An 18,383-nucleotide genomic window follows, 5' to 3' on the forward strand; every position below is an offset into this window, starting at 1 on the left:
AAAAGTGTGTGTACTAAGTTTATTGTTATCGACAATTTTAACATTTAGTCAATGTAAAAAAGAAGGAATGGTGCCCCAAAACCAAGATGGCTCCATCACTAATGAAATCCCTGGCGTATTGGACTCACAAGCAGTGAGCGGAACAGGGGGAGTAATGCAGGTCAATGTATCAGGCGCCACTTCAGATGGTGGTTTTGCGGTAAGAATTCCAATGGATTCTAAATTGATCAGCGATTCAAATGAAAAACCAACTGTTTCAACAGTAAGAGTTTTTGAAAATGGTGTAGAAATTGGGCCAGGTCACTCTGCACATGATGACATCAGAACTAAAGGAAATGGCCGTTTTAGCCATAAATCAAATTTCCTTTATTTATCAGCATCTGATAACTCGAATCCTAAAACTAACGGTAAAAAATATACCTATACAGTAAATGGACAAAGTGTAACCCCACCTGTAACCACTCCGCCAACAACTGATAAACCTGTTGCCCCGGTAACTGGAGATGAACCAATTGGTTATGCCTCGGTAAACGGTAAAACAACTGGTGGTGCGGGCGGTCAAACTGTAACCGTAACGACTTTAGACGCATTTAAAAGTGCGCTAAGTTCTAAATCACCCTTGATCATCCAGGTTTCTGGAACAATTACAGGTACAGGATTATTGCAGGTTGAATCTAATAAAACGATTTTAGGACTAAGTGGGTCAAAATTAATCGGTGCAGGACTTTTGATCTACAACAAGAACAATGTGATCATCAGAAATATGACCATCAGTAAGGTGCGTACCTATTCAAACATTATCATCAAGGAAGGCTCTCACCACGTTTGGGTTGATCATTGTGACCTTGGATCAGAGCGTGTAAGTGACTGGGATTACTATGATGGATTATTGGACGTTGGAACAGGTGCAGACTATGTGACTTTATCATGGAACAAACTGCATGACAACCACAAGGCAATGCTGATCGGTTTTAGCTATACTAGACCAGATGATGCGAACCATCTTAAAGTGACTGTACACCATAATTTGTTTACTAATATTTCAGAACGTACACCGGATGTTAGATACGGAAATGTACACGTGTTCAATAACTATATGTTGAACGCAGGTTATGTAGGTTCACTAATGGGAGCAACGGTAAGAGTTGAAAACAATTATTTCAAAGGTTCTTCTTTACCAATCAGAACTGAGATCAGTCCGGTTGCAGGTGTGATCAGTGGCTTAAGTACCAACATATTTGAAAGCTCAGGTAGTAACAAAATTACTTCAGCACCTTCAAGCTGGGTACCTACTTACGAATATAGATCAGTACTTACAGCAGCAGCAGATGTACCAGCTGTGTTAACCAAAGGTGCAGGTGCTACATTGTAAGCATCAATCATATTATTCTGGAAATCAGTAGACCTATGTTTCAATTGATTGGTCGTGTATTTCCTGGAATTCACCATTCGAGCTACCTCTATATCAGAGGTAGCCTGAATGGTTTTTAATCATCCCCTTTTTTGTAGCGTAAATTTACTGGCGCCTGCCAGGTATTTCAGATCTCTTCTTTTTTCAGGTTCCAACCTTAGGAATTCTTTTAAATGTGTCTTGTCAGGAATCATGACTACACCAAATTCAATTGGGTATCATAATTCATATTATATAATCGATTCAGATGATATTAAAACACTGTGTATTATGGACAACAAAAGAAAAAATGTATTAATCGCCTGTGATTCATCCCACACTTTGCTGGAGTTCCGTGGCAAACTTATAGAAGAGTTAGTCAAGGATAATAACGTAAGTGTTTTTACTCCGAAAATTTCAAGACAACAGGTTAGAGATAAGTTGGAAAGCTTGAATGTATCCATTTATGAAAATGATTTGAACGGAAGCAATGTCTCAATTTTTTCTGATCTAAAATATATCATGCAGCTGTATCGTTTGATTGAAAAAACTAAACCAGATGTGTTTTTTCCATACACCTTTAAACCAGTTATTTATGGCACTATGGTTGCAAAGTATTGTAAGATAAAATGCATTACACCTATGCTCACCGGATTAGGTTATAATTTTACGGAGGATGGAGGCAGGAACCGCTTGGTTACTGCAGTTACCAAGTTGTTACTAAAATTGAGTTTAAGGGGAAACCAGGGAATCAAAATCATTTTTCAGAATAAAGATGATTACCATAAACTGCTACACACCGGCATTATTAACCAAAAACAACAAGCTTTTGTGGTGAACGGCTCTGGTGTAGATTTAAGCCATTATGATTATTCAGAACCGGATACCTTAAATATTAGTTTTTTAATGATCTCCAGATTGATCAATGCCAAAGGGATAAGAGAGTATTATGAAGCGGCTAAAACGGTTCGCAGCAAGTATCCTGAAATTAAGTTTAAGCTGATTGGTTCTTTTGATAATAATATCGATTCTATAGCAGTCGAGTTGTTTTCCAAAATTTTATTTGACGATACACTAGAATATATAGGCAGGGTAGATGATGTGAGGCCTTATATTAAAAATGCTTCTATTGTGGTGCTCCCATCCTATTATGGGGAAGGAGTTCCCAGATGTTTGCTGGAAGGAATGGCGATGGGTAGAGCAGTAATCACTTGTGATTCTGTAGGATGCAGGGAGACGATCTATAATTACTCCTCTGGTCGTAATGGTTTTTTAGTTCCAGTGAAAAATGTGACCGCTCTTGTCGCAAAAATGGAGTACTATATTAACAATACGAAAGACATCATCTTGTATGGGATTAACGGAAGGGACTTTGCAAAAAAGAAGTTTGATGTGAATCTGGTTAATGCCGAAATGTTGAAAATTATGAAAGTTGGTTAGCAAGAGATAAATAAATTGCTGTATTAAAGTAACATTCGCTATGAAATACCACTTGATCAATATCGAACAGTCGGCAGACTGGGATGAATGGGTTCATACTGCTGTAAATTATGATTTTTACCATACCTGGCATTATCATTCTTTGGAAAAGAATGGAGAACCACTGCTTTTTGTGTATGAGGAGAGTAATGTTTTTATTGCACTTCCATTGTTAAAAAGGGAAATCAACAATTCCGGTTTGTTTGACCTTACTTCAGTGTATGGTTATGCCGGACCAATTTCTAATTTAAAATTTTCAGAGATCCACGATCAGTTGCTGGAGAATTTTAAAGATGCTTTTTTAAGTTTTATGAAAACCCATGGATTTATCAGTGTTTTCTCCAGACTGAATCCCTTTATTGACCAGAAAATACTGATCGAAAAAATTGGGGGAATCTGGGATAATGGGAAAACTATTTATATGGATTTGTCTATTTCAATCGAAGAGCAAAGAGCCGGGTATGAAAAAAGACTGGGTCGCCAAATCCGACAAATGAGAAAAATGCCATATCGTATCAAGGAAGCCAATTCTGAAACAGAAATTCGCTTATTTACGGCAATGTATACCGATAATATGTTGAGACTTGGTGCGGGGCAGCGTTATTTTTATGACGAAAATTACTTTTTGCAACTCCTGAGTCATAGAGGGAATGAATGCAAATTAATTGTGATCTATCTCGAAGATGAAATGATTTGTGGAGCAGTCATTATGTGCTCTGGAAATATGATCCGAAATCATTTATCTGCAACTGCCAATGCTTATGTCAGTCATTCCCCAAGTAAGTTGCTCACTGATGAGATTAGTCTGATTGGCCGACAACTTGGAAAGCGATACTTTCATCTTGGTGGTGGACTTGGAGGTAAAGAAGATTCCCTGTTTAAGTTTAAATCTTCCTTTTCTGCACTACTCATGGAAGATAGCACCTGGAGGTTTGTGTCTGATTCGCTCGTGTATAACGATCTGGTCGAGAAAAGAAACGAATCCGCTAATCTAAATTATTTCCCACTCTACCGGGTTCCGGCCTCGGCCCTTGAATAAAAGTTCAATAAAATTTGATAATTAACTGAAGTATAACCTCTAAATCTTTGTGCTTTGAAAAACAAATTTTTTTATTCTGAAGCCACTTTAAGTGACTTTGAGAATGCAATCGATCAGTATGGTTGGGTCATCTATGAAGATGCTGTAGATGATGATATGATCCAGAAAATAGTTGATGATCTTGAACCAGCTTATTTATTAAGAAGGGAAATTCAGGTTCAGAATGGAATTGAGACAAATATGGAAGGAACTTTACACCATTTGCTGGAAAAGGATAATTTCAGTTTGCCTTTCTTATCAAAGATGTATTGTGATAAAGAAATGAGACACTTTCTGGATGGCAACTATATCGTAAATGGGATAAGTGGAGTGCTTAATTTTAAAAACCTAAAAGCTTATGTTCATCATATACATAGAGACATCAGAAGCTTTACCGGGGACTTTAAAATAGCCATTCAAATGATTGTTTTACTAGATGATTATACACTTGATAATGGTGCAACTTACTTTCTTTCAGGGTCTCATAAAAAAGATGTTAAACCTTATGACATATTTTTTTATGAACAGGCGGATAGGGCAGTGGCAAAAAAAGGAAGCATTATCTTATTTGATTCGAATATCTGGCATGCAGTAGGAGTGAACACCACGGATGAGCCAAGAAGAGCATTGACAATGACCTTCACCAGGCCATTTTTCAAACCACAGTTCGATTTTCCTAGATTTTTAGGTTACGAATTTGGTACGAATTTAAATGATCATTTAAGACAGGTGATTGGCTACAATGCCAGGATCTCGGCCAATCTGCAGGAGTTCTACCAACCACCACATCTAAGAATGTATCAACCAGGTCAGGGTTAATAACGCAAAATATGAATAGTCCTATCTATCTGAGGCCATTGAACGTAGAAGATGCGAAGATCTCTTATCAATGGCGTAATGATCCAAAAGTTTGGGTTTTTACAGAGTTCAAACCAGGAAATCCTGGTATTACCATGGAAAAGGAAACAGATTGGCTCCGGCTTAAATTAGAAAAGGCAAACGATAAGCGGTTTGCCATCTGTTTGAATGATAGCGGTCAGTACATTGGAAATGTACAGCTGATTGATCTAAATGAGGGTCAGGCTGAGTTTCATATGTTCATCGGAGAGCGTGATTTTTGGGGAAAGGGAATAGGAAAGGCTGCAACTCAATTGATTCTTGAACGTGCATTTTCAGAGATGAATCTGGAAAGCGTATTTCTGTTCGCACATGAAGACAATGCTGCAGGGCTTTCAATTTATCATAAACTGGGCTTTGTACCAGTAGGAAAGCATGAGAATCAAATAAAAATGCTGTTGACAAAACAGAACTTTAAGCCGATCAACTAAGGCTTCGATTTTTCTATTGATATTTAATTTCCTACGATTATGATCAAATTAATCACTCTACTGGAAAGGAGGGAATGGACAGCCTATGTTAATGCAGCTGCAGAATATGATTTTTATCATACCTGGCTCTATCATTCTCTAGACCAAAGTGGCGATCCTTTCCTTTTTGTATATGAAGACGATCAGAATTATATTGCCTTTCCCTTACTAAAAAGAACAATTTCTCAAACTTCATTCTGTGATCTAAGCTCTGTTTATGGTTATTCCGGACCGATTTCTAACCGGAAATTTCAGGATATAGATGACACGTTCAAAGATGATTTTATGTTTTCATTTTTAGAATTTCTCCATATTGAACAGAATGTATCCGTCTTTTCAAGACTTCATCCGCTTTTTAACCAGCATCTCTTGTTTGAAAAATCTGGAGGTGTCCATGAAAATGGAAAAACAGTAGCAATTGACCTCAGTACTTCGATTGAGCATCAACGGAAAAAGTACAGGAGAAATACATTAAAAAGTATCCAAAGGGCCTGGAAATTAGGTTATACCATTAGAACCAGTAATAATCGGGAAGATATTGACCAGTTTTATGAAATATATACGGACAATATGGAACGGATAGAGGCTTCAGAAGGTTACTTTTTTAGTAGGGAGTACTTTCTTAATCTGGTGGGTAATGAGGATTTTGATTGTAGATTAATCCTGGTCAGTATGAAGGAGGAAGTCGTATGTGGTATGATTGTTACTTTTACTCAGGGCATTATTCAGGGACATTTAGTTGGAACCAAGAAAGCTCATCTAATAAATTCTCCGGCTAAATTTTTAGTAGACGAAATTACTTTAATAGGACGAAATGAAGGAATGAAATACCTTCATTTAGGAGGAGGAGTCGGCTTTAAAATGGATACCTTGTTTAATTGGAAAGCAGGGTTTTCAGACTTGTATTTAGAATATAAAAGTTGGCGATATGTAGCCAATAGTCTTGTTTACCACTCCCTGGTAAATAAACGGAAAATTGATAATGCCATCAATATTGATTTCTTCCCGCTTTATCGTGCATTGCTTAATGGGTTATCCATGGGCTGTTTTTTCAATTGATCACCTAAATCTTCATCTTATGAAAATGCTACTTTTTCGAGACAAAACGTATTCACGTTGGTTGATTTTGTTAATAGATCAAATCATCGTCTCCTGGACTTTGTTTATGTCTTTTCTACTCCTCCATAAATTTGAATATATCCAGTTGATCTATTCAAATTTCTTGGTCTATACACTGTTATATAGTGTAATTTCAGTTGGAGTATTTGTATTGATGCGCATACATACCGGGATTATCAGGTATTCAAACACCCAGGACATCATCCGGATATTCATGGCGGTATTGGCAACAAGTGCAATTTTTACCTTTGTGAGCAAGGTTTTTTTTATTCCACATTTTAGGATCTCCTCCAAATGGTTTCCCGAAATTCTAACCATGAATTTCTTTGTGTCTTCATCGATGCTGATTATGCTACGAATCGCAGTGAAAAGCTTGTTTTTTTATGTCAAAACGATGGAACCCGGGGATAAAAAGGAGAATATTTTGATTTATGGCTCGGGAAGGGACTCTATTCTTGTCAAAAAGGCTTTGGAAGCTGGAGATAAGAATAACCTGAATGTGTTTGCTTTTGTTGACGATAATCCGGATAAACTCAATAAGCATATCGAACAAAAAAATGTATATCACTCTAAATCAATTGCGGCGTTACAACATAAGTTTAATATCCAAAAAGTTCTTTTTGTTGGTGATGACTTAAATGTCAATGGTAAAAAGGTAACTATTGATAAATGTATTGAATTGGGTATAAAAGTAGTTACCGTACCACAATCCGAAAAATGGCTATATGGTAAACTTAGGGCAAATCAGATTAAAGATTTGAAAATAGAAGATTTACTACATAGAGAACCCATCGTATTGACCAAAAACAATATTTTAAGAGAAATGGAGGGGAAACGTATTCTCATTACCGGCGCAGCGGGTTCTATTGGATCAGAAATTGTGCGTCAGATTGTTGGATTTAACCCTGAATTCGTTGTGTTGTGCGATCAGGCAGAAACACCATTGCATGATTTGCAATTGGAGATTCAAGATGATTTCATAGGGGCTAGAACCCATATTGTGATGGCAAATATTCAGAACAGGTCAAGAATGAAAGCAATTTTTGAGGAGTATCAGCCCCAGATTATTTTTCACGCCGCTGCGTATAAACATGTTCCAATGATGGAGAGTAATCCTTCTGAGGCTGTTTTAACTAATGTGTTGGGTACAAAAAATATTGCAGACCTGGCCATAGAATATGAAGTAGAGAAGTTCGTTATGATATCCACAGATAAAGCAGTAAGGCCTACAAATATCATGGGTGCTTCCAAACGACTAGCAGAAATGTACATTCAATGTTTGAATAATGAGGCTAACCTCAAGCTATCAACTGCAAATAATGAGGAGCTGATCCAGCAACCTGTTCATCGGACTAAATTCATCACCACCAGGTTTGGCAATGTATTAGGCTCAAATGGTTCGGTGATTCCAAGGTTTAAAGCTCAGATAGAGCGGGGAGGCCCGGTTGCGGTGACTCATCCCGAAATCACAAGATATTTTATGACCATTCCCGAGTCTGTTCAATTGGTATTAGAGGCTGCGGCAATGGGTAACGGAGGTGAGATCTTTATTTTTGATATGGGAGAGCCGGTTAAGATTGTAGATTTAGCCATTAGCATGATCAAATTAGCAGGCCTGATTCCTGATAAAGACATTAAAATCATATTTACAGGTCTAAGGCCAGGTGAGAAATTATATGAAGAACTTTTGCTGGTAGAAGAACAGACCATTTCTACCTACCATCCTAAAATTAAAATATCGAAAATCATAAATCATAGTATCTTTTATGTGCAAAATGTCATCGAAGAGCTATTGTTGCTCAATAATTCCAATAATGATTTTGCTATGGTTAAGAAAATGAAAGAAATAATACCAGATTTTAAAAGTAAAAACTCAAAATACGAGAACATAGATCAATACATCGTAGGCTAATGTTTTTTTCAAAAACTGCGTTTTTCCTCTTGTATTATTGTCATTTCTTTGTTATATTTATATAGATCTCATCCCTCTGATTCTAGTACTCATTATAAACCATTTTGCTATGAATTTAAATGTAGGTCAAGTAATTGAACATGTTGTCAGAAAGGATCATATGGGGATCACTGAACTTTCTAGGAAATTACACGTTAGTAGAAGAACCATTTATAATTGGTTTGATCAGGAATCTTTAAGTTTTGACATTATTTGTAAAATTGGAAACGTCATGAATCATGATTTTTCTAAGGAATTTCCAGACGATTTTGCTCGCTTACAAGATGAAGCCAGAGAAAAGAAGCGGGACTTTTCAAATATTCAGGATAATTCCACAGCAAACTACTCCACCGCCGTAAATTATTGGATGAATAAATACATCCACTTACTCGAGAAGTATAATGAGCTTCTTAGCCAGAAGTCTCCCAACCAATATACGGACATAGAATCTGACCTGTAATTGTCCAAATTCTTTCTGCAAAATTGCCTCAGCAAAAAGCTGAAAAGGTGTCCAAAAACAGGGCGCCTTTTTTTATGTCTATTTTCTTTCAACTGGGCCAATCCTTCGGTTGAAGGACATCCTATACGGCCATTTTTCCGAAAACCAGGAGAAATCTTTTCTGATTTTAAAAGGTATACAAAAGTAGGGAGAGCTCAGGCAAAAAAATCAAAAAAAAAGGTGCCCTCAATTTTCTGAGGGCACCTTTTTTTAACAAGACAGGAAAACAGTACCGTTATCCAGGCAAATAGGACGATTTGACCATTGCTAATTCTTTGTGTTTGCTTTCCAGCATTTGTGATTGTACCGCCTTAATTACTGCATCGATAATGTAATCGGTATCTGCATCAGATAGTGTAGGGTAAATAGGTAAAGAGATTTCACAGGCATATTGCTTATAGCTATTCGGGTAATTCACCATATTATACCCAGTTTTTTTGAAATAACTTAGCATGGGCATCGGGATGAAATGAACATTTACGATGACTCCGAAGGCTACAATATCTTCAATAATATGGTCTCTTTGTGCTTCAGTGATATGTTTGATGCGCATTGGAAAAATATGATATGAAGATTCTCTTGATAAATCCTTTAATGTTGGTGGGATAAACCATTCATAATTACTCAGTACATTACAGTATTTTTCTGCGATTTTTTTGCGTTCTGGTAACAGTGAGCGCTTATATTGTTTGATTTGAGCTAAACCTATTGCAGCGCAGATATCAGGCATATTAATTTTTAAACCCTTGTACAATATATCATACTTCCAGTTTGCACCTTTTGATTTGGCATAAGCATCCTTATTTTGACCATTTAAGGAGAATATTTTTAGAAAGCGGTACTCTTCATCGTGGTTAAAATTACCAGGTAAGTTCAAGCAGGCACAGCCTCCTTCAGCAGTGGTTACATTTTTTACGGCATGAAAAGAAAAGATGGTAACGTCACTGCTTAAAGCTGAGGAGTGCCCCATGTAAGAAGAACCGATAGAATGTGCAGCATCTGAGATCAAAAGGATTCTGCCTAGTTTTCGTTGCTCTTCAGATCTGGGAACAAATAAGGACCTGATCCTGGAACTTCTGATTAAAGTTTTGATTACATTGTAATCGCAGGGCAAACCTGCAATGTCGACTGCAATAATTGCCTTTGTTCTATAAGTAATTGCCTTTTTTATACATTGTGGATCGATGGTTAAGTCATCGGAAATATCGACCATTATGGGGGTTGCACCACAATGTAATACAGCAAGGGCTGTTGCGCAATAAGAATAGGCAGGAACAATGACCTCGTCACCTTCCTGTATCCCAAACCACTTGAGCATCATGATTGCACCTGATGTCCATGAGTTAATGCAGACGGCGGCTTTAGATCTTGTTAAGCGCATCACTTCCCTCTCCAGTTCTATTACTTTCGGTCCGGAGGTAATCCAACCGGATTTAAGGGTGTCTACTACTTCATTAATTACATTTTGATCGATAAACGGGGGAGAAAATGGAATATTCATGATTGTTGGTTTAAGTTGGTTACATCGGTGTATTAGGCTTGGTAATGGAGTTTAGATCATTAATTTCTGTTGCGATTTTATCGGTGATGAGTACACCAAAATTATCTGTAGCAGTAGCAGTCTCCTCCGAATAATTTTGAGTTCTTAAAATGACACGACAAATCATGTCGAGGTCAGGAAGTGTCAAGGTATGGTAGAGTGGTAAGCAAACGATTCTATTCGCGATATCTTCACAAACAGGCATGGATACAGGATCTACATAGGGTAGGGTGGATAGTGATGGAGAGAAATACCTCCTGCAGTACACTTTGGAGAGCTCCAGTTTTTCAGTACACCGTTGTCTGAGTTCTTCTGTTTCAAATAGGATGGGGAAATAGGCGTAGTTGTAATCCTTGTCTTTATTTAATTTTGGAAAGCTGGCATGCACCTTTTCTAACCGTTGGAAATAATGAAGTGATAAGAGTTTTCTCCTTTTCAGGATTTCATCTACGTATTTTAAGTTACACAAGCCCATTGCGGCATGGAATTCACAATTCTTACCATTCACCCCTAATCCGGCGAAAGTATCTGGAGTACTGTGACCAAAATTTCGGATGTACTGCATTTTCTTTAGGAGATCAGGATCACGTGTAAATACAGCTCCGCCTTCTATAGTATGGAATAATTTTGTGGCATGGAAACTGGTTGTGCTGATATCTCCGTAATCAAATACGGACCTGTTTTTATACATCGTTCCAAAACAATGTGCGGCATCATAAATTACTTTTAAGCCGTGTTTATCTGCTATGGTCTGGATGGCATCAATATCACATGGGTTTCCATAAACATGTGTCGCCAGAATGGCTGAGGTTCTTGGCGTAATTGCAGCCTCTATCTTGCTGGGATCTATATTAAAGGTTTCGTGATCAATATCTACATACACTGGTTTACAGCCTTCCCATACAATACTGCTTGTGGTGGCTACATAAGTAAATGGTGTAGTGATGATTTCTCCGCTAAGTTCTAATGCTCTGATGGCCAGCTGTAAGGCAAAGGTGCCATTACAAACGTATAGCAGGTGATTTACATTCAGATATTGCTTCAGTCTTAGTTCCAGGTCATTTAGTAAAGGACCATTGTTAGTCAGCCATTGACGTTCCCAAATGCTGTCGAGGTATTCTTTAAATTCATCTTCCTTTGGAAGAAAAGGTTTGGTTACAGGAATCATTTGCTTAATTTTAATGGTGAAAATTTATTGCATATAGCATTGGCCATTCATGTGGGACATGAATGGCTGTCAATCTTATTCTGAAAGAAGAAATAGGGGGATTAGCAGTGGATTATATGGCAGTATTCAGCATCACATCGCTGATGGGGATGGCACTCACTATAGCGCAATTTAAATGGTCCAACAACATTAAAACATGCTTGCCCTGAACTTTTATGACAGTTCCTTCCTGGTTATAAAAGATCCCGTGTTTAATCCGGATTCGATCACCCAGATTGATCTGTTGTACATCAATGATCTCACATGCTATTTCTTTGCTGATCAGCTCTTCAATTTTTTCAATTACACAATCTCTGATGACAGCAGGTTTTCCCATGTAGTAAATGAAGTTTAATACCCCAAGTGTTTGTCGAACTTTATATTCTTCCCGCTCATTCACCCACACAAACACGTATCCGCTAAAAAGGGGTAAATCCACAACTTTCTTTCTGTCGGCCCATTGATTGGTGACCCTTCGAAGGGGGCAATAGGATTTGATGTCCTGTAATTTCAATAATTTGTCTACTTTTTTCTCCCATCTTGGGCGAGTATAGACTACCAGCCAGTGTCTGCTCCAATTACATCTGGAGCCGAATTGATTTTCCATATTGAGAATTTTTAGATTGAACAAGAATTAGTGTTGACGCTGAAAAAAGGGCAGAGCTTCGCTACATCACTTACATGATCAGGGTACTGGAAGAATAATTTAGGGTTGATTATTTACTAATTTTTGGAGACTTCAAAACCATAACCATATCCAAAGCCGCCATATCCATAGGTATTACTGTTCTCTACTTTTGCATCATTGAAAACGACCATAGGGTTAGTCAGTTTTTTGTAGTACAAAATATCTTTTAATATGTTCAGTTGTAGTTTGTCAGTGTAATTGTAACGGATCAGGTAAATGCTGAGGTCTGTATATGCAGATAGACTGAAGGCATCAGCCACCTGCCCAACAGGAGCGGTATCAATGATTACATAATCAAATCTACTTTTCAATTCTTCTACCAACTTTCCGATTTTTGGATGCATCATCAGCTCAGAAGGACTGGTGGTAATCGGACCGCAATCCACCACAATTAAGTCATGGTATTTTCTTGAATTGGACAGAAGGTCGTCTATCGTAATTTTAGGATTCAGTAAGTAATCTGTAATGCCGATTTTTGAATCTAAATGCAGTTTTTGAAGTAACTGAGGTTCGCGCATATCGAACTCCAATAAGACCACTTTTTTGTTCACTGAGGCTAATGTGAGTCCCAGATTGATCGAGAAAAAAGTTTTTCCTTCAGATTTCATACAGGAGGTAATCAACATCACCTGATCGGGTCTGCCATTGTTCATGAAGTTGAGGTTACTCCGTATGTACCTGAACAATTCTGTAATGGTTGATCGGTTATTGTGGTCTATCACGGATACTTCATTTTTATCCACATGGTTTAATACACCCAAGACAGGTACGCCGGTTAACAGTTGTATGTCTTTTACATCCCTTACTTTATTATTTAATATAGATCTGCCATAAATGACAGCACCAGGGATCAACAGGCCTGCAAAACTGGCACAAAGATAAATCAGTTGCTTTTTAGGGGCTACTGGGACACTATTGTATGCAGGTTTATCAATGATCTGAGAGGTTGGGACTGTTGCAGATAAGGAAAGTGTTGTTTCTTCTCTTTTTTGTAGCAAATACCTGTACAATCCAGATTTTACACTTTGCTCCCGGGTTCGTTCCAATAATCCTCGTTCCACTGCTGGTACTGATCGTACCTTCGAATTAAACCTTGAGCTCATGGCCTGTTGGTTATTTCTTTCAATTTGCAAGGCTTTTTTAATGTTCTGTACGTTCTCCTGAATGTTTGATTTTAAACTCACCAATTGGGCAGTCAGGTTTTGTACCAAAGGATTGCCTTCTTCAGAAGTTCGTAGCATTTTAGCCCTTTCCTGCTGAGTCGCATTATACTTGGCGGTTAGATCAGTTAGGGTAGCATTATTGATGTTTAAGGCGCTGGGCACCATGTTTAAATTATTATTTTGAAGGTATTTTTCCAAAGAAGAAAGCACGCCGAGTTGAGCGTTTGTATTAGATAACATTTGCCCGTATTCTCCAGATTTGGTTACATTCATCAAGGCATCTGAATTGACATCGGTGACTGAGTTGTCTTGTTTGAAATTTTCGACATCATGTTCTACACCTGTTAAATCCTGTGACAATGCATCTAATCTTTTGTCAATAAATTTGATCGTATTTACGGCAATCAGATTTTTGCGAATTACATCCTCTTCATTGTATTTTCTGATGAGTACTGTCAGAATATCCAGACCTCTTTGGGGGATGTTGTCCGTAATACTGAGCGTAATCGTATTGGCATCTTTTACAATTGGAAGAACCACTAAGCCTGTTAAACTATAGGATTCAGCCATGCGTTGTAAGTTCTTGAATTTCAGTAAAACTGGTTTGCTATTGTTTTGAATGGCAGGCCCTTTGCTGACCACTATTTTATAGCCAGGTTTTTGCACTACACTATCATAAGGCAATATCCATTTTTGATCTTTATCAGTTAACATATACTGATGATCATTGTAGGGACTAACTTCCGGGGCTTTTAGGTATCCGGTAGCATTTACGCCAAGAAGCTTTACTTTTACAGGCAGATTTTTCCCATATAATTCTACATCTTTTAGTGTCCCTTTATTAAAGTAGGAAGTTTCCAGAGAGAGTGCTTTTAAGGTTTTATAAATCAGGTCCCTCGAGCGCAGGACTTCCATTTCATTGTCCGCCTTACGATCATTACGAAACATGTTTAAGTCACTGAATGCGCTTTCTTTAACTTCTCCTTCTCCTTTTCTATCGTCCTGAACCATGAGAGTACTACTCACTTTATACCTTGGGTTTAGGGTTTGCAAATAGAGAAAAGCAACTCCAAGACATAATATAAAGGTCAGGATAAAAACATACCAGTATTTTAAATACTTCTGTATATTTTCTCTTAGGTTTTCGAGCGTAGAGGGCGCCTGTTGATAAACATTTGAGTTCATGATTTTACAATTAAAATTGAACAGGATTATCTTAGAATTACAGTAAGTATTACAGCTACTGCTGAAACGCAGGTAGAAATGATAGGGAGTAGCGTATTGTTGACCTGTTTCTCTTTAGATTTGTCAGGCTCTACATAAATGATGTCATTTTGTTTCAAATGAAAGTAAGGGGAGTTGTAGATGTTTTTGTCGTTGAGGTTTAATCGCGTCATATTCCGTATGCCGTCTTCTTCCCGTATTACCAATACATTTTCTCTTCTTCCAAAGACCGTCATATCGCCAGCCATACCTAATGCTTCTAATATGTTGATTTGCTCTCCAGGAACATTTAATGAAGCCGGATGGTTCACCTCACCAAGTACCGTAACTTTGAAGTTGACAAGTTGGAGGTCCACATATGGATCCTTAATCTGTTTTCTTAGAACCTTTGTAATTAAGTCCTGTGCTTCTTCCAGATTCAGGCCTTCAACTTTTATTTCGCCAACGAGTGGTAAATTGATATTTCCGGCATTATTTACTCTGAAGCCACCCTTACTATTTATGGGTGTATTGCTGTTATTCGCATTTGCACTTGCAAACAAAACATTGTATTCTGTATTTAAGCTGGTTAATGAGATGCTCAACTGGTCGTTCTTTTGCAGCTTGATATCAGCAGCTTTTTGAATTTGATCATTTGAGACATTTGATAAGTTGCTGAAATAGACTAGGTCTCTTTTAGGCGCACAGCCTAGTATAGTCAGCGCAATGAATAAAACAAACGTTAAATTTTTCATTTTGTTGGAGGTTAAATGAATTAACTAATTGATATCCCCTGAATTCTTAGACTAAAGTTAGATAAATAATAAACCATAAAATGAGTACCGATTCATGTTGTGTTTTAAATTGTGAACCTTCACACATTTGCTTTACGAAATTTTACATTCTGTAAGATGTTTTGCACAAAATAGTGGTAAAATAGAGCAATGTTTTTACACTGTATTTTTCTTTACTTCTACAGCAAAAGCGAGTAATGTTATGATCTTTCCAAAACTGCTTGAGAAATGTGATAAAGTATGGTTAAAAAGTGGAGGGCTTACCTACAAATGAAGAACCATCTGTGATTTGGATGATGAAGAGTAACGATCATCGCTGCGGCTTTAGAAAAGTCACTTGTCTTGAAAAATCCAGGTCAAATGCGATTACGTAGATGCTGTATGAGTCTTATCGTGTATTGATTTTTGTGTGTTTGTGCAGGGATTTTTTAGAAGTTGTAAAACTTGATGACAAATAAACGAGGGCAGATGGAAATTGTCGACTAAATATGTTCAGAATATTCAACGGATCCCCCTGGGGAAGAGGCAACAAAAAGGCCAGGAGTGCTCGATACACTTCTGGCCAAATGCCGGAATTAGGAATGATATGCAATTCAACTTCTCCTTTTGCAAGTGATATAAAGTAGATTGATTGTTGTCCATCTATGCCCTAAAACCCGCGGTTTTGCTGTGATCAGGATTTGGTAAGCTGGTATTTAGAAAAACCATACAATATATTTACTTGCGGCATTCAATTGATCTAAATCAGCTACCAGCTGCAAAAGATTTAGGTAAAAGACCCGGGCAAATTCCCGAATTTAAGCCCAGGGCCTTTTCGCATTAAAAACAAGCTATTATTTGGTCTATGTGTATTACTTTACTTTGTTATTCATCGACATTTGTTCCAGCTGGTGCTTTTTCCATATACGTCCCATTCAGCATTGATAAATTTAGGACGGCCTATTCTGATTTTTTGTTGCATAGGTAACAAAATTCCTGGTTTAATTGTCCCGGTTTTGCTTGTATAAGGCATATGCGGTACTCAGTCTGGATCTGGAAACATTCAGGTGTTGCGCAATAAAATCCTTATTTATTCTATTAATGATTGTAGGATGGTGTTTTAGAAATAAAACCAGTCTTTCTTCAACAGTTGATTTTAACAAATGCTGATAGAATTTGTTATAAGTTTCCCGCTCAATCTGTAAATGCGTGGAGAGGGCAATCAGTTGGGGAGAATATTTGAGTAAACTTTTTAGGTGATAATGTCCGATGGAAAGGATTTCACCATCTTCCAGCATTTGAATCTCCTCTTTTCTATCGTCATAATTTACAAAACTGTTGACATCAAAAAGGATGTCGTCTTTTTTCCATAGGCGGGTAACAAAATTTCTATCCGTTTCCTGATCGTAATAGAAGCTATGGGCAATTCCGCTATATAAGTAATGAAGGTGACCATCTTCATAAGATCCACTTTCTTCTATATACTGATCCTTGCTGATATGTTTTAGTTTGCTATTCGCAACAATGTAAGCGATACATTCCTGGGTTAAAGGTCCAATTAACAATTCCATTTTTGGGATGATTTCTTTCCGTAGAATCATGTCTAACCTTATCCTGTTTGATTCATTTCCAAATACTTTCATAACTCATGATTAAAAATTTTACCACAAACATTGATTAAGAACGACATGTTGATTGAATTATTCATTTGAGAGGTTTTGTGGTAATTTATTGATAATAATAAAGTTATGCACTCTATTTTTTAATTCAAACGGACAATCCTTGCAAAATATCATAAAATAAACACAGGGGTTGTGCAGGAAAAATCCACCTGTCTCCTTTATTAAAAACTAAGGATTAAACACAGATTCTAACTTCATTAGGAGGGAGGCCGAATTTCTTTTTAAACGCGCGACTAAAGTATTTAGGGTCATCGTAACCCACACGCACAGAAATCTCCTGTATGGTATTTTGTGTAGATAAAAGTAGTTTTAAGCCATGATGCATTCGCAGATCTATCACCTGTTGATGTAATGGCTTACCAAAAGCCTGTTTTGCAAGTCTGGCTAACATCGTGCCGGAGATCATAAAATGGTCCGCCAGGGCGGTTTCATCTCCTGCAATTTTACCGGCAAAATGTATATTTAAAAATTCTGCTATTTCCTGCGTTTTTTTCTCCTGATTTTTTAAAGTGGCTCTGCCTTGTTGCAGCTTTTGTAGATACCTTTTGATACAGGTATTTAAGAATATAAGTAAATCAATTTCGGTGTCTCTTCTCCCGGATATGTTGTTCAACTTCAACAGATCAGTAAATTGTTGCCTTGCGATGTTAAAACTGGGGAGTGCATAAGTTGGAATTTCGCTAGCCTGATAGCTGTGTATCAATTCCTGCAGATCTTCAAGATTTCCGTATTTAGAGATGAGCCATTCCGGATTTATGGTTAATACCAGTATTTTATGATGACCGGCCATCAGGATACGTTTGTATTTCCCGCCTTTGATATAGGAAAGCCTACATGAGTTTCCTAATAGTTCTGATATGACATCATCAGCATCGTCGCAAAATGCAGAACAGTCATTCTGCATTGCGGTTAAAAATAATGAATCTTGTGTCACCTCAAAGTCTACCGACAGATATGATTTTACATGATATTCGTATAGTTGGATATGAGCAAGATGGTGGCTGATCGACTGAGTCAGAACCCTTACATCATTTAGGGTCATATAACTGCTGTCGGCTTCAGCCAAAGCAAATAAACTCAAGTCTTTTCGTTGATCGAAGGGGGGATGAGAAATTGATGATGGATTGAAAAGCAATTTAATGTGAGCGCGCATAAATTTGTGTTTGAATCAAATTTATAGACTTCATTTCAGTCAAAAAATGGCAAAAAATAACTTATTTTTCAGAAAACACTCAAATTAGTGA

General features: G+C 37.4%; 15 protein-coding genes. 8 read left to right on the forward strand and 7 right to left on the reverse strand.

What is annotated here, in order from left to right; all coding sequences use genetic code 11:
- Window positions 1-67 precede the first annotated feature (67 nt).
- From R2Q94_RS03670 to R2Q94_RS03705, 8 genes are all read left to right on the forward strand, one after another.
- Window positions 68-1,372: a pectate lyase gene (locus R2Q94_RS03670; RefSeq protein ID WP_316820082.1), complete on the forward strand. Its 1,305-nt coding sequence runs from the start codon at window positions 68-70 to the stop codon at window positions 1,370-1,372.
- Between the two features lie 309 nt (window positions 1,373-1,681).
- Window positions 1,682-2,830 (forward strand): glycosyltransferase family 4 protein, encoded by a 1,149-nt coding sequence (locus tag R2Q94_RS03675; protein WP_316820083.1) that lies wholly within the window; start codon window positions 1,682-1,684, stop codon window positions 2,828-2,830.
- A gap of 40 nt (window positions 2,831-2,870) precedes the next feature.
- The gene (locus tag R2Q94_RS03680; protein WP_316820084.1) at window positions 2,871-3,908 is read left to right on the forward strand and encodes a GNAT family N-acetyltransferase; all 1,038 of its coding nucleotides are present in this window, start codon (window positions 2,871-2,873) and stop codon (window positions 3,906-3,908) included.
- A gap of 54 nt (window positions 3,909-3,962) precedes the next feature.
- Window positions 3,963-4,766 carry a phytanoyl-CoA dioxygenase family protein gene (locus tag R2Q94_RS03685; RefSeq protein ID WP_316820085.1) on the forward strand — a complete coding sequence of 268 codons (804 nt, stop codon included), beginning with the start codon at window positions 3,963-3,965 and terminating at the stop codon, window positions 4,764-4,766.
- An 11-nt stretch (window positions 4,767-4,777) separates the two neighbouring features.
- Window positions 4,778-5,275 (forward strand): GNAT family N-acetyltransferase, encoded by a 498-nt coding sequence (locus tag R2Q94_RS03690; protein WP_316820086.1) that lies wholly within the window; start codon window positions 4,778-4,780, stop codon window positions 5,273-5,275.
- A gap of 39 nt (window positions 5,276-5,314) precedes the next feature.
- Window positions 5,315-6,373 (forward strand): GNAT family N-acetyltransferase, encoded by a 1,059-nt coding sequence (locus tag R2Q94_RS03695; protein ID WP_316820087.1) that lies wholly within the window; start codon window positions 5,315-5,317, stop codon window positions 6,371-6,373.
- A gap of 19 nt (window positions 6,374-6,392) precedes the next feature.
- Window positions 6,393-8,345, forward strand: a complete 1,953-nt coding sequence (locus R2Q94_RS03700; RefSeq protein ID WP_316820088.1) for a nucleoside-diphosphate sugar epimerase/dehydratase — start codon at window positions 6,393-6,395, stop codon at window positions 8,343-8,345.
- Window positions 8,346-8,454: 109 nt separating this feature from the next.
- Window positions 8,455-8,844, forward strand: coding sequence for a helix-turn-helix domain-containing protein (locus tag R2Q94_RS03705; protein WP_316820089.1), 390 nt, complete (start codon window positions 8,455-8,457; stop codon window positions 8,842-8,844).
- A gap of 274 nt (window positions 8,845-9,118) precedes the next feature.
- Here the strand turns inward: R2Q94_RS03705 and R2Q94_RS03710 are convergent, their stop codons facing one another.
- The 7 genes from R2Q94_RS03710 to R2Q94_RS03740 all read right to left on the reverse strand — a co-directional run bounded on the left by R2Q94_RS03710 (window position 9,119) and on the right by R2Q94_RS03740 (window position 18,292).
- Entirely contained in the window at window positions 9,119-10,384 is a 1,266-nt protein-coding gene (locus tag R2Q94_RS03710) for a DegT/DnrJ/EryC1/StrS family aminotransferase (RefSeq protein ID WP_316820090.1), read from the reverse strand.
- Window positions 10,385-10,403: 19 nt separating this feature from the next.
- The gene (locus tag R2Q94_RS03715; protein ID WP_316820091.1) at window positions 10,404-11,591 is read right to left on the reverse strand and encodes a DegT/DnrJ/EryC1/StrS family aminotransferase; all 1,188 of its coding nucleotides are present in this window, start codon (window positions 11,589-11,591) and stop codon (window positions 10,404-10,406) included.
- Between the two features lie 112 nt (window positions 11,592-11,703).
- Window positions 11,704-12,237 carry a UpxY family transcription antiterminator gene (locus tag R2Q94_RS03720; RefSeq protein ID WP_316820092.1) on the reverse strand — a complete coding sequence of 178 codons (534 nt, stop codon included), beginning with the start codon at window positions 12,235-12,237 and terminating at the stop codon, window positions 11,704-11,706.
- A gap of 116 nt (window positions 12,238-12,353) precedes the next feature.
- A complete protein-coding gene (locus tag R2Q94_RS03725) occupies window positions 12,354-14,666 on the reverse strand; it encodes a polysaccharide biosynthesis tyrosine autokinase (protein WP_316820093.1) in 2,313 nt (770 codons plus the stop codon).
- A gap of 26 nt (window positions 14,667-14,692) precedes the next feature.
- Window positions 14,693-15,439, reverse strand: coding sequence for a polysaccharide biosynthesis/export family protein (locus R2Q94_RS03730; protein WP_316820094.1), 747 nt, complete (start codon window positions 15,437-15,439; stop codon window positions 14,693-14,695).
- Window positions 15,440-16,458: 1,019 nt separating this feature from the next.
- Window positions 16,459-17,100, reverse strand: coding sequence for a hypothetical protein (locus R2Q94_RS03735; protein WP_316820095.1), 642 nt, complete (start codon window positions 17,098-17,100; stop codon window positions 16,459-16,461).
- 214 nt (window positions 17,101-17,314) lie between these two features.
- On the reverse strand, window positions 17,315-18,292 hold the full coding sequence (locus R2Q94_RS03740) for a helix-turn-helix transcriptional regulator (RefSeq protein WP_316820096.1): 978 nt from the start codon (window positions 18,290-18,292) through the stop codon (window positions 17,315-17,317).
- Between the last annotated feature and the right edge of the window lie 91 nt (window positions 18,293-18,383).

The organism is Pedobacter gandavensis (assembly GCF_032678465.1).
Taxonomy (GTDB): domain Bacteria; phylum Bacteroidota; class Bacteroidia; order Sphingobacteriales; family Sphingobacteriaceae; genus Pedobacter; species Pedobacter gandavensis_B.